Annotated in this window: 15 protein-coding genes; 7 read left to right on the top strand and 8 right to left on the bottom strand. The window is 70.4% G+C overall.

Going from position 1 to position 23,461, the window contains the following annotated elements; genetic code table 11:
- The first annotated feature begins 119 nt into the window (after positions 1-119).
- The gene (locus KVT44_RS42100; protein WP_308314257.1) at positions 120-1,754 is read left to right on the top strand and encodes a serine/threonine protein kinase; all 1,635 of its coding nucleotides are present in this window, start codon (positions 120-122) and stop codon (positions 1,752-1,754) included.
- On the opposite strand, the gene KVT44_RS42095 is transcribed toward KVT44_RS42100, so the two are convergent.
- The 3 genes from KVT44_RS42095 to tgmA form a co-directional block, all read right to left on the bottom strand.
- Positions 1,746-4,907 carry an amidohydrolase family protein gene (locus KVT44_RS42095; RefSeq protein WP_308314256.1) on the bottom strand — a complete coding sequence of 1,054 codons (3,162 nt, stop codon included), beginning with the start codon at positions 4,905-4,907 and terminating at the stop codon, positions 1,746-1,748. The two genes, KVT44_RS42100 and KVT44_RS42095, sit on opposite strands and share 9 nt — an antisense overlap.
- Before the next feature lie 220 nt (positions 4,908-5,127).
- Positions 5,128-6,072 (bottom strand): ATP-grasp ribosomal peptide maturase, encoded by a 945-nt coding sequence (gene tgmB, locus KVT44_RS42090; RefSeq protein WP_060896219.1) that lies wholly within the window; start codon positions 6,070-6,072, stop codon positions 5,128-5,130.
- Positions 6,073-6,087: 15 nt separating this feature from the next.
- On the bottom strand, positions 6,088-6,279 hold the full coding sequence (tgmA, locus tag KVT44_RS42085; RefSeq protein ID WP_060896220.1) for a putative ATP-grasp-modified RiPP: 192 nt from the start codon (positions 6,277-6,279) through the stop codon (positions 6,088-6,090).
- Between the two features lie 238 nt (positions 6,280-6,517).
- Between tgmA and KVT44_RS42080 the strand changes: the two genes are divergently transcribed.
- Positions 6,518-7,546 carry a hypothetical protein gene (locus KVT44_RS42080; protein ID WP_217573176.1) on the top strand — a complete coding sequence of 343 codons (1,029 nt, stop codon included), beginning with the start codon at positions 6,518-6,520 and terminating at the stop codon, positions 7,544-7,546.
- 51 nt (positions 7,547-7,597) lie between these two features.
- Here the strand turns inward: KVT44_RS42080 and KVT44_RS42075 are convergent, their stop codons facing one another.
- The 3 genes from KVT44_RS42075 to KVT44_RS42065 all read right to left on the bottom strand — a co-directional run bounded on the left by KVT44_RS42075 (position 7,598) and on the right by KVT44_RS42065 (position 13,087).
- Positions 7,598-10,039, bottom strand: coding sequence for a GH92 family glycosyl hydrolase (locus KVT44_RS42075; RefSeq protein ID WP_217573175.1), 2,442 nt, complete (start codon positions 10,037-10,039; stop codon positions 7,598-7,600).
- 216 nt (positions 10,040-10,255) lie between these two features.
- On the bottom strand, positions 10,256-11,428 hold the full coding sequence (locus tag KVT44_RS42070; RefSeq protein ID WP_217573173.1) for an NAD(P)/FAD-dependent oxidoreductase: 1,173 nt from the start codon (positions 11,426-11,428) through the stop codon (positions 10,256-10,258).
- A gap of 675 nt (positions 11,429-12,103) precedes the next feature.
- Complete coding sequence (locus tag KVT44_RS42065; RefSeq protein ID WP_190170614.1) at positions 12,104-13,087, bottom strand: aldo/keto reductase; 984 nt, start codon at positions 13,085-13,087, stop codon at positions 12,104-12,106.
- 160 nt (positions 13,088-13,247) lie between these two features.
- Here KVT44_RS42065 and KVT44_RS42060 point away from each other — a divergent pair, with 160 nt between their 5' ends.
- Positions 13,248-14,984, top strand: a complete 1,737-nt coding sequence (locus KVT44_RS42060) for a cholesterol oxidase substrate-binding domain-containing protein (protein WP_308314255.1) — start codon at positions 13,248-13,250, stop codon at positions 14,982-14,984.
- 27 nt (positions 14,985-15,011) lie between these two features.
- Here the strand turns inward: KVT44_RS42060 and KVT44_RS42055 are convergent, their stop codons facing one another.
- A complete protein-coding gene (locus KVT44_RS42055) occupies positions 15,012-15,668 on the bottom strand; it encodes a TMEM175 family protein (protein WP_217573171.1) in 657 nt (218 codons plus the stop codon).
- Positions 15,669-15,968: 300 nt separating this feature from the next.
- Between KVT44_RS42055 and KVT44_RS42050 the strand changes: the two genes are divergently transcribed.
- The 3 genes from KVT44_RS42050 (at position 15,969) to KVT44_RS42040 (ending at position 20,972) form a co-directional block, all read left to right on the top strand.
- Positions 15,969-17,357, top strand: a complete 1,389-nt coding sequence (locus KVT44_RS42050; protein ID WP_217573169.1) for a ricin-type beta-trefoil lectin domain protein — start codon at positions 15,969-15,971, stop codon at positions 17,355-17,357.
- Between the two features lie 139 nt (positions 17,358-17,496).
- Entirely contained in the window at positions 17,497-19,653 is a 2,157-nt protein-coding gene (locus KVT44_RS42045) for an RICIN domain-containing protein (RefSeq protein ID WP_308314259.1), read from the top strand.
- 26 nt (positions 19,654-19,679) lie between these two features.
- Positions 19,680-20,972, top strand: a complete 1,293-nt coding sequence (locus tag KVT44_RS42040) for an RICIN domain-containing protein (RefSeq protein WP_217573167.1) — start codon at positions 19,680-19,682, stop codon at positions 20,970-20,972.
- A gap of 53 nt (positions 20,973-21,025) precedes the next feature.
- Here the strand turns inward: KVT44_RS42040 and KVT44_RS42035 are convergent, their stop codons facing one another.
- Positions 21,026-22,177 (bottom strand): glycoside hydrolase family 88 protein, encoded by a 1,152-nt coding sequence (locus KVT44_RS42035; protein WP_217573166.1) that lies wholly within the window; start codon positions 22,175-22,177, stop codon positions 21,026-21,028.
- 290 nt (positions 22,178-22,467) lie between these two features.
- Here KVT44_RS42035 and KVT44_RS42030 point away from each other — a divergent pair, with 290 nt between their 5' ends.
- On the top strand, positions 22,468-23,391 hold the full coding sequence (locus tag KVT44_RS42030) for a MurR/RpiR family transcriptional regulator (RefSeq protein ID WP_099918882.1): 924 nt from the start codon (positions 22,468-22,470) through the stop codon (positions 23,389-23,391).
- The last annotated feature ends 70 nt before the right edge of the window (positions 23,392-23,461 follow it).

Raw genomic sequence — 23,461 nt, 5'->3', positions numbered from 1 at the left:
GCTACGCGCAAAGAATTCCGGAAATCGGGGCCCCGGAATCGCCCGCCTTTGAACACACAACGTCACACCCGCCGTACAACCGGGAAAGGTGAGAGTCCGGTGCGCAGCGAGGGATGACCATGGTCAAGGTGCAAGTCTCCACGGATGAGTTGGTCGCCGGAAGATACCGACTGCTGGAGGGTGTCCACCACGAGGAGGGGCGTGAGGGCTGGCACGGTCAGGACGTCGAGTCCGAACGGCCGGTCACCCTGACGCGCTCCCGGCTGCCGGCCCATCTCCGTGAGGAGGCGGAGCTGCGCACCGCCGTCCGGATCACCCGGGAGTCCGAGGCCCTGGGGCTGGTCTGCCCCGGGCGGGTGTCCGTCGTCGTCGACGTCGTCGAGGACAAGGACTTCCTGTGGACGGTCACCGCACGGCCGGAGGGCGTTCCGCTGAGCGCGCTCCTCGGGCACGGCCCGGTGGACTACGTCCGCGCGGCCCGGATCGGGCTCGGTGTCCTCGACGTCGTGGGCGCGGCCCATCAGGAAGGGATCACACACGGCGACCTCAGTCCCGGCCAGGTGTGGGTGGAGGAGCGAGGCGGGGTCACGGTGGCCGGCTTCGGGCTGATGGGGGCCAGCGCCTCTCCGCGCGTCACGGCACCGTCGTACGCCTCTCCCGAGCAGGCCCGTGGCGAGGGCGGTGGACCGGCCACGGACCTGTGGGCGCTGGGCGCGATCATGTACGAGATGGTCGAGGGCCGGCCGGCCATCCGGGACCGGGGAGGGCTCGAAGCGACGTTCCGCGCCGTCGAACGGCTGCCCATCCGGGCCCCGTTGAGCGCCGGACCGCTCAGTCCGGCCATTCAGGGGCTCCTGCGCAGGGATCCGGTGGAGCGGGTGCCCGAGTCCGTCGTACGGGAGGCGCTCACGCGCATTCTCAAGGCGGAACTCGACGAGGACTCGATGCCCACCGAGACGCTGCCGATCTTCCGGGACCTCGACGCCCCGCCGGCGAGGCGGGTGTGGGGCAAGGTGCCCCTCAGCCGCCCGGTGCTGCTGGGCGGGGCGTTGGCCGTGACGGTCGTCTGCTTCGCCGGGCTCACCGCGGCGGGCGGGCTGTCCGAGCGCGGCACCTCCGCGTCCGGTCCCGCGCCGTCCCCCAGGGTTTCCGCCACACCGTCCCCCACGCCGAGCGCCTCGCCCAGCAGCACCGTTGCCCAGCAGGCCCCGTCGACGTCCCCCTCTCCATCTTCTTCCTCATCCGCTTCCGCCTCCCCTTCGCCGTCCCACACCCTCACCGAGGATCCGCCGACCGGCTTCTTCCGCTACACCGCGCCCCAGGGCTTCTCCGTCGAACTGCCCAAGGGCTGGAAGCCGGTACGGACCGAGAGTTCCGCCGACGGCTCCTATCGGGTCACGCTCGGCGCGAGCGGCGACCCGCGCACGCTGGTCGTCACCTACAGCACCCAGCTCACCTCGGACCCCGTCGCGGTCTGGCGCGAGGTGGACACCTCGCTGCGCGGCGACTCCATCGCGTACGAACGGCTGGGTGACATCCGCGCCGTCACCTACCAGGGCTACAAGGGTGCGGACATGGAGTGGCTGTCGACGAACGACGGGGTCCGTGAGCGCACGTTCGGGCGCGGCTACCTCATCGGTGACCACGAGGGCTTCTCGCTCAGGTGGACGACCCCGGCCGCCGACTGGGACACCACCGCCGACCGGGCCGCCCTGACCACCTTCCTGCGGACCTTCAAGGGCGGATCACAGTGAACCCGTATGGCAACAGCCGTCCCTGCGCATCAGCCGCCCCACTTCGAGCCAGTCGTCCTCGGTCGCGTCGCGCCACCGCTCCGATGCCGATGCGGACGCCGACGCCGAGACCTTCGACGGCGGCTCGAAGGCGGCCACCAGGTCCTGCGTCACGTACGGCGTTCCGCCCCTCAGCACCGACACCGTGCGGACGAGGGTGTCGAAGTCCTCGAAGGGATCGCCGTCCACCACCGTGAGATCGGCGAGTTTCCCCGGCTCCACGGTGCCGAGGTCGCCGTCGAGGCCGAAGAGGCGGGCCGGCAGGACGGTCGCGGTGCGCAGCGCCCCGGCCGGGGACAGCCCGCCGCGGTGCAGGGCGCGCAGACCCAGGTGCAGGGAGAGCCCGACCGGTACGAGCGGCTGGTCCGTGCCGAGCGCGACGAGACCGCCCGCGGCCAGCACCCGCCGGTAGACGTCCGTCTCGGTGCGCAGGGTGGCCAGTTGGGCCGCGGTGGGCGGCACGCCCGCGGACCGCCGTACGGCGGCGGAGTCCCACGGGGGCATGACGACGGTGACGCGGGTGTCGTCGGCGAGCCCCGGATCGGCGCCGAGCAGCGGCGCGGAGGTGAACGGCGTGGCGACGAGGGCGAAGTTGGCGCCCTGCCCGGTGTAGATCTCCACGACGTCCTCGTAGGCCCGTCCGGTCGCGCTCACCGCGTGCCCGAACTCCCCGCGCTGGGTGGCCAGCAGATGGGTCGTCAGGTCCTGTCCGTTCTGGACGCCTGGTGACAGGAGATGGCTTCCCGAGCGCACCCCGAGCCGTTCGTGCGCGAATCGCGCCGCTTCCTCCATCACCCAACTCGGGGCTCGTACATAGGTCTTGACGAAGTCCCAGTCGAGGGCCGCACCCCGCTCCAGCGACCTCCGCAGACCGTCCCTCGTGCGGTGGGCGCGCCCCATGCTGTAGGCGACCCGCGAGCCGTCGAGCAGTTCGCCGCTGGTCAGCAGGCGGGGTCCGGCGAGCTGACCGACGGCCACCGCCTCGCGGATGCGGGCCTGCTCGTAGGCGAATCCGCCCAGGGAGACGGCCGTCGTGATCCCGTAGGTCAGTTGTCCGACGGTCTGGCGGCCTCCGTAGGTGCTCTGCCAGGGGTGGGTGTGGGTGTCCCACAGCCCGGGGATCACGGTGCGGTTCGAGGCGTCGATCCCGCGGAGGGCGCCACGGCCGCGGGCCCGGTGCGGCGCGACTTCGGCGACGCGTCCGCCGCGTACGACGATGTCCACGTCGTCCCTGACCGACTCGCCGGTGCCGTCCCACAGGCGCCCGGCGTGCACCACCGTGTCGGCGGGTGCGGGCCGGTGCTGGTCGAGCGGGACCCGGACGGTGCGGCGGCCGTGCCCGTCGATGCCGATGAGCCGCAGGCGGCCGGCCGAGAGGTACAGGACGGTTTTCGAGTCGCCGGACCAGGAGGGGTGGTCGGCGGGTTCGGTGGCGAGGGTGCGCGGGGCGCCGGTCGGGGTGCCGTCGGGGGCGACGGGCAGCAGGCACAGCGCGGACTCGACGACGACCGCCATCCAGCGTCCGTCGGGCGACCAGACGGGTCCGGAGTCGTAGCGGTCGGCGATGCAGACGTGGGGTGCGACGGCGTGGAGGCGGTCGGTGCCGGTCGTGGTGTCGACGACCCGGATGACGTTGTAGCCCTCGCGGAAGCGGAGGTTGAGGCGGTTGCGGTCGCACAGCGCGAGGTATCTGCCGTCGGGCGACCAGCTGGGGCGGCCGGGCAGCCCGCCGCCGCCGAGCGGGGTCACCAGGACGCGTTCCTCACCGCTGCCCAGATCGCGCAGGACGAGCCTTCCGGTCATGTCGAGACAGGCGAGCCGCTTCCCGTCGGGCGAGAGCGCGGGATGGACCCGCCCGCCCGTGGCGAGCGCGGTCTCCTCGCCGGTGGCGAGATCGCGCCGGTACACGCCGAGCAGTCCGTCGCGGTCGTCGGCGTACACGAGAGACCGTCCGTCGCGTGCCCAGACCGGTGCGAGCAGATAGCGGGTGGGCCCGGACTTCCGCAGTCGTTCGGGCGGCCGCCCGCCCGAGGTTCCGGCCAGCCAGAGCGAGTTGAGGGCGGCGAAGGCGATGCGCCGTCCGTCGGGGGACAGCGCGGGCAGGTGGATGCCCCGCGCCGGGCGCACCCGCTCCTCGCCGAGGTCGTACTTCTTGGTCCGGTACCGCGGCCGGTCCACCGGCAGTTCGCCCTCGAACGGGATCGGCTCGGTCCGCGCCGGATTCTCCGGTCGTACGAGGGTGAAGCGGCCGTCCACGGTGAGGAGCAGTTCCCCCGCCGCGGTCCAGCGTGGCGGCACGGGTGCGAGGTCTCCGGCGAGCGCGACGGGCGTGCCGTCGACGACGAGGGTGCAGGAGGCGCTCGGGGCAGCGGTGACGCGGAGGTACGCGAGGCGGCGGCCGTCGGGGGCGAGGGCCGGGGTCATGACCTGCGCGGCCGTGGTCTCCGTGTGCTCGACGACGACCGGGCCCGCGGCGCCGGCCGGTACCGCGGCGATGGTGCGGGCTTCGAGGCCGGGCCCCGTGGGCAGGGAGACGGCCTTCGCGCGGACGAAGAGGACGCGCCTGCCGTCCGGTGACCAAGTGGGGTCGAAGTCCTCCCAGGGGCCTTCCTGCAGAGGGCCGTCCTGACCGGTGAGCCCGGTGACGCGGGTCAGTTCGCCGCTTTCCAGGTCCAGGACGTGGATGCGGTACGGGCTGCCCTCGACCGGGTCGCCGCCCCGCTCGGAGGCGAAGGCGATCCGGGTTCCGTCCGGGGACCAGGCCGGGGCGCGGTCGTCCCAGGGGCCGTCGGTGCGCTGCCGTACGTCCGAGCCGTCGGGGCGCATCGTCCACAGGTGGTAGCCGCCGCCCTGGTAGGCGCAGAACGCGATGAGCTTGCCGTCCGGGGAGTGCGTGGGCCGGTCGGGTTCGAGGCCGGCCGGGGTGAGGGGCACGGCACGGCCGCCGGTACGTGGGAGCGACCACAGCACATGCTGGATCTCGACGATCAGCCGGTCGCCGGCCGGCGAGAGCGTGGCCGCGCCGTTGGTGGCCTCCGAGAACGACAGGGAGAGCGCGGCGCGGCTGCTCGCCGCGGCCGGAGCGGCGCTGAGGGCGGTGGAGGAGACGCCCACGACACCCGCGACGCCTGCCGCGGCGAGGAGTTGACGACGGGAAGGACGAGAGAGAAGGGAGCGCGGGGAAAGCGGGGAGGGACGGGAGGTGGGAAAGGCTTCGGGGCTCCGGTCACGTTCCATGACAGAGAACGCTTACTCATCTCAAGGCCCGGGAGCAACAACGCCATTCACGCCAAACGGGTATGGACGGCCTCCCTCGAGGTCGGGTCGACGCGCGTCAATGGCCCTTGGCAGCCGGCCTTCGCTGGGAGAGCCACAGGGCGACCGCCTCCGAGATGGGTTGGCCGGTCTCCAGTTCGATGAAGCCGAACTGCCCGCCCTGGTTGCCCTCGAGGAACCACCAGACTCCGTCCTCGTCCTCGGCGAAGTCGAAGGCGGCGTACGCGAGTCCGGTGAACGCGGTGTACTCCTGGACCGAGCGGGAGATGCGGCCGGGCACCGGGGTGGGCTCCCAGCCGTGTCCGGTCTCGCCGAAGCGCCCGTCGACCTGCCCGGCCTCGGCGACCTTCCGTGCGGCGAACAGTTGGTTGCCGATACAGGTGAGCCGGATGTCGGCCCGCTTGGGGATGTACTGCTGAAGCAGTGCGGGACCGGCCGCGACGCCGGAGAAGTCCGCGTCGGGGCCGATCAGCGTGGTCGGCAGGGCCACTGGGGGTTCGCCGGGCGGCGGCCCCGAGGCGGACTTCACCACAACCTGCCGGTACTCCTCCACGAACTGCTGGGCCACCCGGGGAGCGGTGGTGATCACGGTCGGTGGGACCGCGAAGCCACTGCTGTGGGCGACCCGCAGCTGCCAGGGTTTGTGCCGGGCCTGCTCGGCCCGGCGCGGGTGGTTCATCCAGCGGGTGGAGGCGGAGTAGAGCATGCCGAACAGGGCCTGCTTGGTCTCCGCGGTGAGCCACGGCGAGGGCTCCGCCGCGTGCGCCGCGGGTTCACCCGGACGGCGTACCCACACGGAGCGCAGGCCACCCATGCTGAGCACATGGCCGTTGACCGAGAGGTAGCCGTCGAAGTCGCCGTGCGCGTAGTCCGCGGACAGCACCGCCTTGCCCGGCAGGTCGGCCGGGTCCAGGCGCACCATCGGCACGCCCTGTTCATGCAGCCTGGCCACGACCATGTCGGCGGTGACGTCCTGCTCCGCCGTGAGAATGAGTACCGTCATGTGAGTGAGGGGCCGTCAGTCGTCGAAGTGCGTCTGGGAACCGGCGGTGGACGTGGTCGTGCCGGTGGCCATGAGAAGGGCGTGGTCGCTGACGGCCGGGCGGCCGTCCGGCAGCACGTTCAGTTGCAGGGACACGTCGAAGTGGTACGGGGGTATTGCGGCCGAATGCCCTGTGGGCAAGGCGTAGTTGAGGGTGAACGGTCGCACAAAAGTTCCTCCCGCCATCTCACGATGTTCTGCCCCCTTCCCTACGTGTCGCGACCGTAAGGAATTCATCACTTTCCGCCACATCGGGGTGAAGGACATCACATCGCGTCGTTTCAGGCTTACTTGTTTCCGTATTGCACGTGTGTGTGCTTGGTTGTCTGCTTGACCCAGGCCGAAAGCTTCGGCCAAGGCTTCATTCTCTGTAATCTAGACGTCGTCTTACCCAGGAGAGTTCCCGGTGACCGTAGTTCTCGATCCGAGTGCCCAATCCGCCCCGATCCAGGGCGTGTTGGACCCCATCTCGTGTGACGCACGCGACTTCGGGGCCTATGCGCGAACCGGCGGCTGGGCCTTCGCCCTGAAGGTCGCGCGCAGCGTGCGTCCCGGTGGGCAGTCCGCGGACGAGACGCCGAAGGTGTCCGCGAAGGAGTTCGCCGAGCTGGCCGGGTGCTCCCCCGAACGGGTGATGCGCTATTACAAGGCGTGGGACAGGGCCGCCGACGAGGGTCTCGTCCCGCACTTCGAAGTCCTCGTCCCGGGCCAGGACATCGAGCTGCCGGACGCCGAGGCGTGGCAGACGTACTACGTGTCCCGCTCCAGCGCCTCCTCCGAGCGCGGCAGCGCCATCACCGAGGCCGCCGCGGCCGAGGGCATCCGCCCCACCAAGGCCCTGGAGGTCGCCGAGAACCCCACCGCGCTGCGGGCGGCGATCCTCGCCGACCCCTCCACGGCCCAGGCGGCCCGGGCCGCGCTCCTCGACCGGGTGAAGGAGGACCCGGCGCTGCAGGCCGAGCTGGCCCGTGACATCGCCCGCACCGACGAGCTGAAGAAGGCGGTCGCCACCGAGACCAGGGCGGCCGACCGGATCGGCTACGTCCGCCAGATCGCGGAGAAGGGCCAGATCAGGACACCGGCCGGACAGACCCTCGACGCCCCGGCCGAACTGCGCTCCGAGGCCGAGCGCCACCTCTCCCTCCTCGACGAGCTGGACGAGGGCGAGGACACCGGCGAGTGGGCGACCGAGGCGTACGACACCATGAAGAACCTCGTCGTCGAGACCGTGGAGGCGGACCCCGAACTGCGCGTCCAGGAGCGCCGCACGAAGTTCTACAGCAGCCTGCAGAAGGCCACGAAGGTCTTCGAGGAGCTGACCTTCGACGACGCCGACGACATCTACGAGGACGACATGGTGCAGCGCCTGGAGGAGCTCCAGCAGGCGATCGGCTCCTGCATCACGGCACTGCGCAGCGCGGCTCCACGGCCGTGAGCCGTGCCGGTGGTCTCCCGGGAACGGCCTGTTCCCGGGAGACCACCGGTTTCACCGGAGAAGACCGGACGGGTCGGTCGCCCACTGGATGTTGGGCTGTTCGGCGAGCCGGAAGGCGATCCTGCCGCCCTTCGTCGTCAGGTCGGCATCCGTCCAGGAGCGTTGCGTGGGCCGCCCGTTGACACGTACGGCGTCGATATAGGGGTGCGCGGCGTCCGCGCCGGGCGCGGCGATGGTGAGGTCGGCGCCGCCCGGACGGTCCACGACCGCGCTCGGGAAGAGCGGGGCGCCCAGCAGCATCGAGGCGCTGCCCGGGCTCTGGGGATACAGACCGAGGGCGGAGAAGACGTACCAGGCGGACATGGTGCCCAGGTCGTCGTTCCCTGGCAGCCCCGAAGGACCGGTGCCGTACACGGTGTTGAGGATCTGCCGCACCGTCGCCTGGGTCTTCCAGGGCTGTCCGAGGGCGTTGTACAGCCAGGGCGCGTGGATGCCGGGTTCGTTGGTCGGGTCGTAGCGCAGCGGGTCGCCGCCGCGCACCGACCAGGAGCCGTCCGCCGTGTGGAAGAACCCGTCGAGGCGGGCGGCGGCCTTCTCCCGGCCGCCCATCGCGGCCGCCAGACCCTGGACGTCCTGCGGCACCATCCAGGTGTACGTGGCGCTGGTGCCCTGGGCGAAGCCGAGGTCGCTGCCCGGGTTGAACGGGCCCACCCACGAGCCATCGAGCCTGCGGGCCTGGATGTAGCCCGCGTCGGCCGTTGCGGCGGGGTTGAAGACATTGCGCCAGTAGGCACCGCGCTCGGCGAACACCGCGGCCTCCTGGTCACGGCCGAGCAGCTTCGCCCACCGCGCGAGCGCGGAGTCGGCGACGGCGTCCTCCAGGGTCTCGGCGGCGCCGCCCCAGCAGTGGCAGACGTCCTGTGCGGCGTAGTGCGAGGTCAAGTACTGGGCGAGATTGGGCCGTTGGCCCACGCACTGTCCGGGGCAGCCCGCGTCCGAGAGTTCGTCGGCGTTCGGCACGGTGGCCTGCCGGACCAGCGAGTCGAAGGCGCCCTCGTAGTCGAAGTTGCGCACGCCCATGGCGTAGAAGGTGGCCAGGGTGGCCGCCGAGGGATCGCCGGTCATGACGTGGGTGGCGCCGCTGATGTGCACCCAGCGGTCCCAGACCCCGTTGTTCTGCTGCGCGAAGTTGTAGAGGGACTGGGCGAAGTCGCCCGCGATCCTCGGTTTCAGCAGGGCGAGCAGCTGTATCTGGGCGCGGTACTGGTCCCAGCCCGAGAAGTTGCTGTACTGCGCGCGCTGGCCGCGGGCGAGGCGGTGCACCGCGCCGTCCATGCCGTAGTACCGGCCATCGGCGTCACTGATCAGGTCGGGCTGCATCAACGCGTGGTACAGCGCGGTGTAGAAGGTGGTGCGCTGGGCGGAGGTTCCGCCCCCGACGCGTACGGTGCTCAGTTCGCGGTCCCAGGCGTGGGCACCCGCGTCGGCCACCTGAGCGACGCTCGCGTGCGACGGGATCTCCCCACGGAGGTTGGCCTCGGCGCCGCCGAGACTGACGTACGAGATCCCGATGCGCATGTGGACATCGTTGTCAGAGCTGGTGTCGAAGCCGACGTATCCGCCGGAACCTCGGCCCGCGCGGTCGGCCCCGGTGGCGTACCCCTCGCCTCCCGAGGCGGAGGCCGAACCCGCCGACAGCGTGCCGTCCTTCCACGTACCGAAGTCGGAGAAGGCACGGTCGAAGGAGGCGCTGAAGTACAGCTTGTAGTAGCTCTTGCGGTTGTTCGTACCGCCGTTGGCGCGGCGTCCGCAGAACGCGCCGGTGAGGACCCACCCGGTCACCTTGCGGTGCGCGGTGTCGATGTCGACGTGCGCGTCCTGGCTGCCGTTGAGGGAGTTGGAGACGCGGAAGAGCAGGTTGGCGGGTCGGTCGCTCGGGAAGCTGAAGTCGGCGACACCGGCACGCTCACTGACGGCCAGGTCGGCGGTGGCGCCCGTCCTGAGACCGAGGGTGTAACGCCCGGGTACGGCCTTCTCCTCGGCGTGCGTGAAGTCGGCGGCGTAGACCGCGTCCTTGGTGTCCGCCGAGGGCGAGGACGTCACGTCACCCACGAACGGCATGATCGGTACGTCTCCGGCGGCGCCCGGGTTGCAGCCGGCGCCGTTGACGTGGGTGAGGCTCAGCCCCCGGATGCGGGTGGTGTCGTACTGATAGCCGTTGGCGGCACCCGTACTGGTCTGATCACCGGTGGTGCTGGTCGGGGACCAGGCGATCATCCCGTACGGGAGAGTGGCGCCGGGGTAGGTGTTGCCGCCGTTCGCCGATCCGATCAGCGGGTCCACGGCGGAGACCGGCCGCTGGGGCGGGAGGCCGGCCGCGTCCACCGGGCCGGGAAGAGCGAGGACGACCGCCGTGGTCACGACCGCCGCGGCGGACCTGCTCGCGGTGCGACTGCCGAACCGTCTTGCTGTGCGCAGCCATTGGGGGCGCATACGTGGTGTCACCTTCCGTTGGACGAGGAGGTGCGATGACGGGTCGGACCGGGCTGTCCCCGACGACTGGCCGCCTCGGGCGCCGGTCCGGGCGCGAGGATAGAAGGCGGCCGGGAGCGCCGGAAGTGGCGTGTGCGGACTGCCGGTTACGAGGTGGTGAAGGGTGCGGGCGGGACGGGGGTGCGGAGCGCGGACGTGCGGGGCCCGCGGGTGGCCTCAGTCGGTCGCGCTCGCCATCGCCGTCTCGGCCTCCGCACGATAGAAGGCCATCTGGTCGACGAGCGGCTGGGGTGCGTGCGGGGCGAAGCAGAGGTCGAGGTTCTCCGCCGATGCGGCCGCTGCGGCCCCGCTGCGCGGGAAGAGCGCCTGCTCGTACACGGTCAGGGCCTTCTCGGTGTCGTCCGGGTGGGCGGCGAGGGCCGTCGCGAGTTCGGCGCCGTCGAGCATGGCGAGGTTGGCGCCCTCGCCGGCGAACGGGGACATCAGGTGCGCGGCGTCTCCGAGCAGGGTGACGCCCGGAACGCGGTCCCAGCGGTGCCCGACCGGCAGGGCGTGGACCGGGCGGGCGACGAGCGCCCCGTCCGCGTCGACGATCAGCGCCCGCAGCCGCTCGTCCCAGCCTTCGAAGTGCTCCAGGAGACTCGCCTTGGCCGCTTCGACGTCCGTGAAGTCGATGGGGCCGGACGTGGCCCAGTCGGCGGGCGCGCGCAGCGCGGCGTAGACGTGCAGCGAGCCGCCGGGGGTGCGGTGGGCGAGAAAGCCGTGGCCCTCGGCGAGCGCGAACATCATGCCGTTGCCCACGACGGCGGCGCTCTCCGGGTGCCGGGTGTCGGCGTCGAGGAGGTGCGCCTCGACGAAGGAGAGGTCGAGGTAGGCGGGGGTGGCGTCCGAAACGAGTGGCCGCACCTTCGACCAGGCACCGTCGGCACCGATCAGCAGATCGGCGGTGATCGTCCGCCCGTCGGCGAACGTCACCTCGTGCCGGCCGTCCTCGAGCGTCCGTACGCCGGTGACCTTGGCGCCCCAGCGGACGGTGCCGTCGGGCAGGGAGCCGAGGAGGAGGTCGCGCAGCACTCCCCGGTCCACCTCGGGCCGTGTGCCGCCCTCGCCGTCGTCCGCCATCCGGACGGTGGCCTTCCGGTCGAGGATGCGCATGGCCTCGCCGCCGGCGTGGATGACCGCCCGGAACTCCTCGTGGAGACCGGCGGCCCGCAGAGCGGCCTGACCGGATTCCTCGTGCATGTCCAGCATGCCGCCCTGCGTGCGGGCGGTGGGTGAGGCGTCCAGGTCGAAGACGGCGGACTCGATGCCGTTCAGGTGCAGTACGCGGGCGAGGGTGAGGCCGCCGAGACCGGCGCCGACGACGGCGATGGGGTGGTGAGTGGACAAGGTGTCGCTCCTTCGGAAGGGGTGACGCGGGTCGCTGTCACCCCACAAAGGTAGCGAACATGTTCGTTGCGAACAAGTGCGTTGCGATCGCGTTCGTTCTCCTTGGGTGTGGCTGCTCGAAGTGCGGGAGGTTTGTGTCGGTAGGTGGGGCTGTCGCCCGGAGGACGAACCGAGGGGGCGAACCAGGAGGGCGGACGGGCCCGCCGGAGAACCGGTGACAGGCAGCCGCGCCGGAGGCCCTGTGACGGGCAGCTCCGTCCAGGACAAGGTGCCGAGGGGCCGGAAGCCGCCCGGCAGCGAATCGCCGCCGATTAGATCTCGTGGGCGGCCGAGGGCTACGGGCCAGGCTCGCGCGGGCCCGGTCCGGTGGGAGCCGCGCCGCGGATCCGGTCCACTCAAGCGGCAGGCCACGCCTACGAGAGGGCACCCCCAGGGACCGAGGCCGCCGACGCCACCCCCTGACCTCCCGCAAAGCCGAGGCCGCAAAGGGCGGCCACCCCGAAGCCGACCCGCGCGGAGCCGAGGCCGCGGACGGCGGCCACCCCGAAAGTCACCGGCGCGGGGCCGAGGCCACGAACGGCACTCCCCCGAGGCCGGCCCGCCGAGCCGGGCCACCGACCCGCCGAGCCGGGGCCACGGACGGCACCCGTCGCGCGGCCGGCCCCCGGAGGGGTGCTACCAGCGGCCCTCCACCTGCTCCTTGATCCGTCGGTCGTAGAGTTCCTCGATCGCGTCCAGCGTCTCCGTCGGCAGCGCCGACAGCTTCGCGGCGGTCGCGTTGGCGTGGGCCTGTTCGGGCGAACGGGCGCCCGGGATCACCGTGGTCACTCCGGGCTGCTGGATGATCCAGCGCAGCGCCAGCTGGGCCGGGGTGACGCCCTCCGGGGCGAGCGCGGAGAACTCGGCCGCCGCCTCGACGCCGGTCACGAAGTCGACGCCGGAGAAGGTCTCGCCCTGGTCGAAGGACTCCCCGTGACGGTTGTACGTCCGGTGGTCGTCCGCCGCGAACACCGTGTCCTTCGTGTACTTGCCAGAGAGCAGCCCGGAGGCCAGCGGAACGCGGGCGATGATCGCGACGCCCGCCTCCCGCGCGGCCGGCAGGACCTGCCGCAGGGGCTTCATGCGGAACGGGTTCAGGATGATCTGCACGCTCGCCACGTTCGGCCGGGCGATCGCGGTCAGCGCCTCGTCACACGTCTCGACACTCACCCCGTACGCGGCGATCCGCTCCTCCTCGACCAGCGTGTCCAGCGCGTCGAACACCTCGTCCGACGAGTAGACGGGGGTCGGCGGGCAGTGCAGCTGCACCAGGTCGATGCGGTCGACGCCGAGGTTGCGTCGGGAACGGTCGTTCCACGCGCGGAAGTTGTCGAGGACGTAGTTCTGCGGGATCTGCTCGACCCGGCGGCCCATCTTCGTCGCCACCATCACGTGCAGGTCGGGGCGGCCACTGAGGAAGGACGCGATCGTCTGCTCGCTGCGCCCGTCGCCGTACACGTCAGCGGTGTCGAAGAACGTCACCCCCGACTCCGCCGCCGTCTCCAGCACCGCCTTGGCGTCCGCGTCGCTCACGTCGCCCCAGTCGGCGCCGAGCTGCCACGTACCGAGACCGATGACCGATGCCTTCTGGCCTGACCTGCCGAATTCACGCTCGTCCATGCCGTCAGTCTGACATCTCCACCCGCCCGCGCAGGACGCCCACCCCGCCCGCGCCCGCCCGCGCCCCCCAGGCGGACGCAACAGCGTGTCATTCACCCACATGGATGAATCGTTTTGACGGACAGGTGATGCGTGTCAACCGTCACCTACCGTGAACCGCGTGACCGACCATATAGAAAGTGAAGGGCGCACCCCCTGGTCCCGTCGGGGGTTCCTGCTGAGCGCGGCCTCGCTCACCGCGCTGCTGCCGCTCGCGCTGCCGGACCCCGCCGCCGCGGCGCAGGAGCTTCCCGGCTTCCCCGAGGGTGTCGACGTCTACCGGTCGGCGTACCGCAACTGGGTCGGCGAGATCACCGCCACAGGGCTGTGGGCCTGCGCTCCGGCCGACCAGGACCAGGTGGTCGCCGTGGTCAACTGGGCCTGGAAGCAGGGCTGGTCGGTGCGCGCCCGGGGCAGTTCCCACGGCTGGTCCCCGCTGACGATCCCCCCGGGGACCGAGGCGGGCGCTCCCGTGCTGCTGGTCGACACCGCCCGGCATCTCGCCGATGTGTCCCTGGAGTCCACCGACCCCGCCGTCGTACGAGCCTCTGCCGGCGTCACGCTGGAAGCGCTGCTCGGTCATCTGGAGGACCACGGCCTCGGCCTCACGGCGACGCCCGCGCCCGGCGACCTGACGCTCGGCGGCGCCCTGGCCGTCGACGCGCACGGCACGGCCGTTCCGGCCCACGGCGAGAGCAGACTGCCCGGGCACACCTACGGCTCGCTCAGCAATCTCGTCCTGTCCCTCACGGCGGTGGTGTGGGACGCGGACAGCGACGCCTATGTCCTGCGGACGTACGAGAGGGACGACCCCGACGGTGCGGCGCTCCTCACGCATCTCGGCCGCGCTCTGGTCACCGAGGTGACGCTGCGCGTGGGCGCCAACACCCATCTGCGCTGCGTCAGCCGAACCGACATCCCGGCCGCCGAACTCTTCGCGGCGCCGGGCGGCCCCGAGGGCCGGCGCACCTTCGCGAGCTTCCTGGACGAGTCGGGGCGTGCGGAGGCGATCTGGTTCGCGTTCACCGAGCACCCCTGGCTGAAGGTCTGGAGTGTCGCCCCCGCCCGGCCGCCGGCCTCCCGCCACGTGGGGGCGCCGTACAACTACCCCTTCTCGGACAACATCCCCACCGTCGTCGCCGATCTCGCCGGACGCATGGTGGCCGACGCGGCCTGGTATCTGGCCCCGCTCCTGGGCTCCGCGCAGCTCACCGCGGCGACCGTGGGACTGACCGCCACCCTGTCGGCCGACCTCTGGGGACCGTCGAAGAACACGCTGCTCTACATCAGGCCCACCACACTGCGGGTGACCGCCAACGGGTACGCGGTGCTCACCTCGCGTGCCGAAGTGCAGCGCGTCATCGCCGAGTTCACGGCCTTCTTCCGCGAGCGCCTCACCGCCTACGCCGCCCAGGGTCGCCACCCCGTCAACGGGCAGGTGGAAATCAGGGTGACCGGCCTCGACCACCCGTCCGACGCCGACTCGGCGGGCGCCCGTGCGCCACTGCTGTCCGCGCTGCGCCCTCGCGCCGACCACCCCGAATGGGACACGGCCGTCTGGCTGGACGTGCTGACACTGCCCGGGACGCCCGACGCGGAGGCGTTCTACCGGGAGTTGGAGCGCTTCCTGCTGACGACGTACGACGGCGGGTACGCCCTCACCCGCGTCGAGTGGTCCAAGGGCTGGGGCTATACGGATGAGGCCGCGTGGGACGACGAGGAAGTGCTCAGCACCGCGGTGCCCGCCTCCTTCCGGGACGGCGTGGGACCGGGCTGGGACGAGGCGGCCACCGTCCTCGACCGGCTCGATCCTCACCGGGTCTTCGGCACGGCCCTCCTCAACCGGCTCTTCCCCTGATGTCCGGTCCCGCGAAGCGCGGTGGTCTCACTCGACGGCAGCGGTCAGTTGCTCGTGGTCGGGCGTACTCGTCTCGCGGAACAGCAGACGCGCGGGAACCGTGAGGAGCCACCAGTACTTGGCGGCAGTCGGCGAGGCGAGCGACACCGGAATCGAGGTCGCGAAGACGAGGACGGTCAGGAGGCCCCTCAGGACCGACCGCCTGATCTGCGCGGGGTGCACGGTCGGCTTGGCAAGGGCCGGACTGGCCCACAGGCGGGCGGACATGGCTGTGAGCAGCCCGACGGCGAGGACGATCGTCGCCGCGTAGACCGAGGTGGCCACGGCGGTGTTGCCGTACTCGCTGATGAGACGCGTGGGGAACGGGAGCGCGGCCACGACGGCGAGCAGAGCGAGATAGAGGCGGAGCAGCCAGTTGTCGAGCGCGGCGATCTGCCGGAAGAGCGCGTGCTGGCCCAGCCACAGAGCGCCGATGACGGCGAAGCTCAGCAGATACGCCCCGAACTTGGGCAGGGCGTCCCTCAGCGCGGCTCCGACCTCGCCGTCGGCCAGTCCCTCGGGAACGGTGATGTCGAGCGCGAGCAGCGTGATGGCGATCGCTATCACCGCGTCGCCGAAGGTGACGAGCCGGTCGGGATCCATCATGGCGTCGCGGCGGGGAAGGCGCGGGACACGGTTGGTCATCAGGAGGGCACCAGGGGTGTGAGGAACGCCTGTTGGCGTGTACGGGGACGACGAGCGGTCAGAGTACAGGCGCCCACCTCAAGGCCCGCCGCATCGTGACCTGTTGGCCCCCTCGTGATGGTCGACGCGTTCAACTCCTTGCGACCTCAGGTCAATTCGAAGCCCGCTTTGCTTCATCTCTTGACGAGTTTGGTTCAGACCTTTAGGTTCACCGATCACTACAGCTCCATGAATGCACTCAACATTCACGGACATGAACGCCCCCCACTGCCAGCCTCCCCGAAGGGCTGTGACCCTCTGATGGCAAGACAATCCCTCACGCGCTCCACCGTGCTGCGCGCCACTCTGACCACGGCGGTGTTCGCTCTCTCCGCCGGCGCCCTGAGCGTCTCCCCCGCCTCCGCCGCCACCGGGACCATCACCGGACTCGCGGGCAAGTGCCTCGACGTGGCCGGCGCGAACTCCGCGAACGGCACGGCCGTTCAGCTCTACGACTGCAACGGCACCACCGCCCAGCAGTGGACCGTCGGCTCCGACGGAACCGTACGGGCTCTCGGCAAGTGTCTTGACGTCACCGGCAACTCGACCGCGGACGGGGCCAAGCTCCAGCTGTGGGACTGTACGGGCGGCGCCAACCAGAAGTGGACGGTCTCCGCCGCCCGCGACCTCGTCAATCCGCAGGCGAACAAGTGTGCCGACGTCACCGGCAACACCTCGGCCAACGGCACGCCGATCCAGATCTGGACCTGCACCGGCGCCGCCAACCAGAAGTGGACCGCGCCCGCCGCCGACGGCGGAGGCACGCCCCCCTCCGCGCCGATGGCCGTCGCCCCGTACCTCTACAACGGCTGGGGCAACCCGCCGAGCCCCACCACCGTCATGAACGCCACCGGCGTCAAGTGGTTCACGCTGGCCTTCGTCCTCAGCAACGGCTACTGCAACCCGCAGTGGGACGGCGGCCGCGCGCTGACCGGCGGCGTCGACCAGCAGACCATCAACAGCGTGCGCTCGGCCGGCGGCGACGTCGTCCCCTCCTTCGGCGGCTACAGCGGCAACAAGCTGGAGAGCTCCTGCTCCAGCGCCGGAGAACTGGCCGCCGCGTACCAGAAGGTCATCAACGCGTACGGGCTCAAGGCGATCGACATCGACATCGAGGCCGACGCCTACAGCAACACGACCGTCCAGCAGCGCACCGTGGACGCGCTCAAGACCGTCAAGGCCAACAACCCGGGCATCAAGGTGTACGTCACCATCGGCACCGGGCAGAGCGGCCCCGACACCGGCCTGATCAACCGGGCCGCGGCGTCCGGACTGACCGTGGACGCCTGGACGATCATGCCGTTCGACTTCGGCGGCGCCGGCCAGAACATGGGCACGCTCACCCAGCGGGCCGCGGAGGGCCTGAAGACGGCCCTCAAGAACGCGTACGGCTACAGCGACGACCAGGCGTACCGGGACATGGGCATCTCCTCCATGAACGGCATCACCGACAACAACGAGACCGTCACCACCGCCGACTTCCAGACCATCCTCGGCTATGCGCAGACGCACCACCTCGCGCGGCTGACGTTCTGGTCGGCCAACCGTGACCGTCCCTGCCCGGGCGGCTACCCGAACGACGACACCTGCTCCGGAGTGGCCCAGAGCAACTGGCAGTTCACCAGCATCTTCGCCAAGTACACCGGCTGACGGACACACTCCGCACTCCCCCCACCCCCCATCACCACAGGAGAGATCCGTGCCCAGATCCGTGCCCAGATCCGTGCTGAGACAGAAGAGGCTGTCCGGCCGCCACCGGATACCGAAGGTTCTGACCGTGTTCGCGCTCGTGGCGACCACCGCGTCCGGCATCGAGTTCGCCTCGCAGGACTCGGCGAGCGCGCAGACCGCGGCGGCCGCCGCCCTACCGACCGGCTACACCACCGTGGTCAACAAGGGCAGCGGCAAGTGCGTCGACGCCCGTTCGGCCGCGAGTGCCGACGGCACCGCCGTCCAGCAGTACGCGTGCAACGGAAGCACCGCGCAGAACTGGCAGCTGGTGGCCACCAGCGGCGGCTACTACCGCGTGAACAGCAACCTGGACGCCACAAAGGCGTGGGACGTCACCGACGTCTCCACCGCCGACTCCGCGCCCGTCCAGCTGTGGACGTACTCCAGCGGCAACAACCAGCAGTGGCTGCCCGTCGCCGAGGCCGACGGCGCCTACCACCTCGTCAACCGCAACAGCGGGAAGTGTCTGGACGTCCCGAGCGCCTCCACCGCGGACAGCGTGCAGCTGGCGCAGTACACCTGCAACGGCACCGCCGCGCAGTCCTTCACTCTGGGTGGCGGCACGACGAACCCGCCGGGCACTCCGGACTTCGGTCCCAACGTGACGGTGTTCGACCCGTCGATGTCGGCGGCCGGCATCCAGTCCAAGCTGGACTCGGTCTTCTCCCAGCAGGAGACCAACCAGTTCGGCTCGGCCCGCCAGGCCCTGCTGTTCAAGCCCGGCACCTACAGCGCCAACGCCAACGTCGGCTTCTACACGCAGGTCGCAGGCCTCGGTTTCTCGCCGGACGACGTGACCATCAACGGTTCCGTGCACGCGGAGGCCGACTGGTTCCAGGGCAACGCCACCCAGAACTTCTGGCGCGACGCCGAGAACCTGTCGGTCAACCCCACCGGCGGCACCGACCGCTGGGCCGTCTCCCAGGCCGCCCCCTACCGGCGCATGCACGTGCGCGGCAACCTCGCGCTCGACGACGGCGGCTGGTCCAGCGGCGGCTTCATCTCCGACACCAAGGTCGACGGACAGATCCAGTCCGGCACCCAGCAGCAGTTCCTCACCCGGAACTCACAGATGGGCAGTTGGTCCGGCTCCAACTGGAACATGGTCTTCGTCGGTGACCAGGGCGCGCCCGCCCAGTCCTTCCCGACGTACACCAACGTCGCCAGTTCCCCGACGATCCGCGAGAAGCCGTTCCTGTACGTCGACAGCGCGGGCGCCTACCAGGTGTTCGTGCCCGGTCTGCAGTCCAACGCCGTCGGCACCACGTGGAGCGGGAAGACCCCGGCGGGCAAGTCCCTGCCGATCGACCAGTTCTACATCGTCAAGCCCGGCGCCACCGCGGCGGACATGAACACGGCCCTCGCGGCGGGCAAGAACCTGTTGGTCACCCCCGGCGTCTACCACCTCAACCAGACGATCAACATCACGCGCCCCGACACGGTGGTGCTGGGCATGGGCCTGGCCACCTTCGTGCCGGACGGCGGGATCACCGCCGTCACCACCGCCGACGTGGACGGCATCCAGCTGGCGGGCCTGCTGATCGACGCGGGCACCACCAACTCCACGACCCTGATGCAGATCGGACCGTCCGGTTCGTCCGCCACCCACGCGGCCGACCCGACGCAGCTGTCCGACGTCTTCATCCGGATCGGCGGCGCCACCGTCGGCAAGGCGACCAACTCGCTGGTGATCAACAGCGCCAACACGATCATCGACCACACCTGGATCTGGCGGGCCGACCACGGCAACTCCGGCACGGTCGGCTGGACGACCAACACGGCGGACAACGGCCTGACCGTCAACGGCAACAACGTGACCGCGTACGGCCTGTTCGTCGAGCACTACCAGAAGACCCAGGTCACCTGGAACGGCAACGGTGGCCGAACGTACTTCTTCCAGAACGAGATGCCCTACGACCCGCCCAACCAGGCCTCCTGGATGAACGGCACCGGGAAGGGCTATCCCGCCTACAAGGTCGCCTCGTCCGTCACCAGCCACGAGGCGTGGGGTCTGGGCAGCTACTGCTACTTCAGCGCCAACTCGAGCGTGGTCGCCGATCACGCCTTCGAGGTGCCGAGCGTGTCCGGGGTCAAGTTCCACGACATGGTGACTGTCTCGCTGGGTGGTGTCGGCACCATCAGCCACATCATCAACAGCACGGGAGGACCGTCCAACTCCAGCACCAACGTCGCCTACCTCACCAACTACCCGTAAACCGCACGGAAAGGATCGATCAGCAGATGCACACCATCAGATCCGGTTCCACCCGCGCGGCCCTGAGAATCCTCCTCCTGCTGGCGGCGCTGCTCGGCCTCGCGGTACCGCCCGCCGCCCACGCGAGCACCGCGGCGACCCCGTTCAAGGTGCTCGCGCTCTACAGCGGCACCTACGACGCGGCGCACATCGACTTCGACAAGGAGGCCAACGTCTGGTTTCCGCAGCAGGCCGCGGCGAACGGCTTCACCTACACGGCCAGCACCAACTGGGACCTGCTCGCCAACGGCGGGGTCAACGCCTACCAAGTCGTCCTCTTCCTGGACGACTTGCCGCAGACGTCCGCCCAGCGGGCCGGATTCGAGGCGTACATGCGGGGTGGCGGTGCCTGGATGGGCTTCCATGTCTCCGCCTTCACGACCGATGCCGCCAGCTGGTCCTGGTACCACAACCAGTTCCTCGGCTCCGGGAACATCCAGTCGAACACCTGGGGTCCGACGTCGGTGACCCTGAAGGTGGAGGACCGGACGCACGCGGCCACCAAGAACCTGCCGGCCACGTTCACCTCGTCGGTCAGCGAGTGGTACAGCTGGTCCAACGATCTGCGGCAGAACCCGAACATCAAGATCCTGGCCTCGATCGACCCCAGCAGCTTCCCGGTGGGGACTGATCCCAACCAGTCCTGGTACAGCGGCTATTACCCGATCCTGTGGACCAACACGCAGTACAGGATGCTGTACGCGAACTTCGGCCACAACGCGATGAACTACTCGACCAACACGCGTCTGTCGTCGACCTTCGCGAGCGCCACACAGAATCAGTTCCTGCTGGACGGCCTGAAGTGGCTGGGAGGGGCCGACACCGGCACGCCCCCGGCCGACTCCCCCTCCGAGACCGCCTGGTACTCGCTGACGAATGCCGGCAACGGCACCTGTGTGGACGCCCGTTCGGCCGCCACGGCGAACGGGACCGTGATCCAGCAGTACGCCTGCAACGGCACCCAGGCCCAGCAGTTCCAGTTCCGCTCGACCGACAGCGGGTACCGGCAGGCCGCCATCCGTGTCAATCCACAGCAGGTCATCGACGTGACCGGTGTCTCGACGGCCGACAACGCGCCGCTCCAGTTGTGGAGTTACTCGGGTGGACAGAACCAGCAGTGGCTGCCGGTGAAGGAGAGCACCGGGCGCTACCACTTCACGGCTCGCCACAGCGGCAAGTGCTTGACCGCGGCGAGCGCCTCGACGAACAGCGTCCAGCTCACCCAGCGCACCTGCGACGGCTCCACGGCACAGAGCTTCACGCTCACCGCGCAGCCCTGACAGCGACGCACCGGTGCCCCCGCCGCACATGGCGGGGGCACCGGTGTGTCACGTCAGGGTCCGGCCAGGCGGGCGAGTTCGGTTCCGGCGAGCAGGAAGGCACCCACACCGAAGTTCGCGGTGCTGTCGTAGGTGACGGGCTGGCTGGATTCGGGGCGGTCGCCGACGTTCTGCACGTAGCCGAGGAAGCCGTCGGGGTGTACGGCCGTGCTGACGAGGCCGTTCCAGGCGCGGACCACGACCGGGAGGTGGGTACGCCGGTCGACGAGGCCGGCCCGGATCGCGTAGGAGGTGCCGTAGAGGAAGAAGGAGGTGCCGCTCGTCTCGGGGCCCGGCAGATGGGTGGCGTCGGCGAGGTTGACGTTCCAGAAGCCGTCGGTGCGCTGGATCCCGGCGACGGCCGTCACCAGACGTACAAGGGTGTCGCGGTACTCACCGGTGTGCCGCTCAGCGGGCGGCAGCGCCTTGAGCGTCTTGGCGTGTCCGCCCGCCACCCAGCCGTTGCCGCGCGACCAGACCACCGGCTTGCCCGCGGGCGAGAGGATCCCGCCGGGGACCCCGGGGAGGAACCGCTTGTCCCGATACCAGAGCCCCGTGTCGGCGTCGTACAGGCCGGGTCCGCCCTCCACACGCTTGGTGTGGTCGTAGAGGGCGTACAACTTCTGCCAGTACCGCGGGTCGCCGCGGAGCACTCCGATCCTGGCGAACGGAGGCATCGCCATATGCAGGGCGTCGTCCCACCACCAGTCGTCGTTCTTGTCCGGCTGATCGGTGTAGACCATGCGATGGAGCGATTCCTCGATGGCGGAGATCTTGCTCTCCTCCGGCTCGATCTCGTACAGGTCGAGGTAGGCCTGCCCGGCGTTGTGATTGTCGGCATGGCGCGTGGTGACCCCGCCGTTGAGGCCGTACGCGTGCTTCTCGGCCCAGTTCTTGGCGTACGCCAGATAGCGGGGACTGCCGGTCAGGCGCTGGAGGGCGAGCAGTCCGCTGAAGAAGGTGGCGTTGGCCCAACCGTTGTCGCCGGGGTCCGTGTGCGCGCCGATCCACTGGTCGGCCACGCGTCGCAGGACGGCGACGACCGCGGCTCCGGAGGACAGCGGCGCGGCGGGCGGAGCGGCTTGCGCGGTGTCCGTGAGGGCGGGCTGGAGCGAGGCGGCGGCCGCGAGGGCGGCTCCACCGGTCAGCAGGCGTCGTCTACGCATATGAACAACTCCTACGGATGGGGACTCCCATCCTCAACACCCGTCTCAGCCGCTGTCCATGGCCTGTCGTCAACTTGTCGTGAATCAGACCAGGTTCACATCCTGATGCGATCTTCATGGAGCAGAACCCGGGCCGTACGGCCTCCCGCTCACACCGGGCCATATCGCCCAGCGGGCTCCCGACCTCACGTTCCACGCCCGCCGAGCTACGGCGTGTGGTCATCCATGCCCTGGTCAACACGGTCCGTGAGCTATGTTGAGTTCTCGTGGGACACGAAGGAGGCACATCGGTGCCATCGCCGCAGCAGGCACGCGCTCAGGCGTCTGCGATCACCTCGGGGAAGACGGCTCCGGAGGTGGGCGCGGCACCCACGTCCCAGCTCAGGGAGTTGTTCGACGGCCCCCGGCTCTCGCCCGGGCAGCGCCGTATCGCCCAGTACCTGATCGAGCACATCACCGAGGCGGCGTTCCTGTCGATCACCGATCTCGCCGAGCGCGTCGGGGTCAGCCAGCCTTCGGTGACCCGCTTCGCCGCGGCGGTCGGCTTCAGCGGCTACCCCGCACTGCGGGAGAAACTGCAGGCCATCGCGCTCAGCACACTCTCCGGCACCCCGGGCGCGCCCGCGGAGGACCACGGCAACGAGCTGCAGTTGGCGGTGGACGCCGAGATCGAGAACCTGGAGAACCTGCGCCGCGACTTCGCCGATCCGGACCAGGTGATCACCATCGGCCGCGCGCTGTCGCAGTCGACCCCGCTCACCGTTCTCGGCCTGCGCATCTCGGTGTCGCTGGCCGAGTACTTCGCGTACGCCGCCCGCCGCATCCACCCCGATGTGCGGCTGGTGACGCGCGGCGGGAGCGTCGCCTACGACGCGCTGCTCCAGTCGCGCGAGGCGGGCGGCACCTGGCTGCTCGCCTTCGGAATGCCCCGGCACGCCCAGGAGACGCTGACCGCGGTGCGGGTCGCGCGCAGCGCGGGGCTGAAGGTCGCCCTGATCACCGACCTGGCGCTCGGACCGCTCGCGGACGAGGCCGACGCCACCTTCACCGTAGGCACCGGGGCCCGTCTCGTCTTCGACTCCTACGCCGCGCCCGTCATGATGTCGGCGGCGCTCCTCCAGGCCATGTCCGACGCCGATCCGGAGCGGACACAGGCCCGGCTGGAGGAGTACGAGCAGATCGCGGAGCAGCACCAGTTCTTCCTCAAGGACTGACCCCGCACGGCTCTCCTCCGGCACACCACCCCCTGCCATTACGGCATCGCGGGATCATTCGCCCATATCG

The organism is Streptomyces sp. GbtcB7 (assembly GCF_019091445.1).
Classification (GTDB): Bacteria; Actinomycetota; Actinomycetes; order Streptomycetales; family Streptomycetaceae; genus Streptomyces; species Streptomyces mirabilis.
The sequence above is the reverse complement of the archived record's forward strand: the minus strand, read 5'-3'. Positions and strand labels throughout refer to the sequence as shown.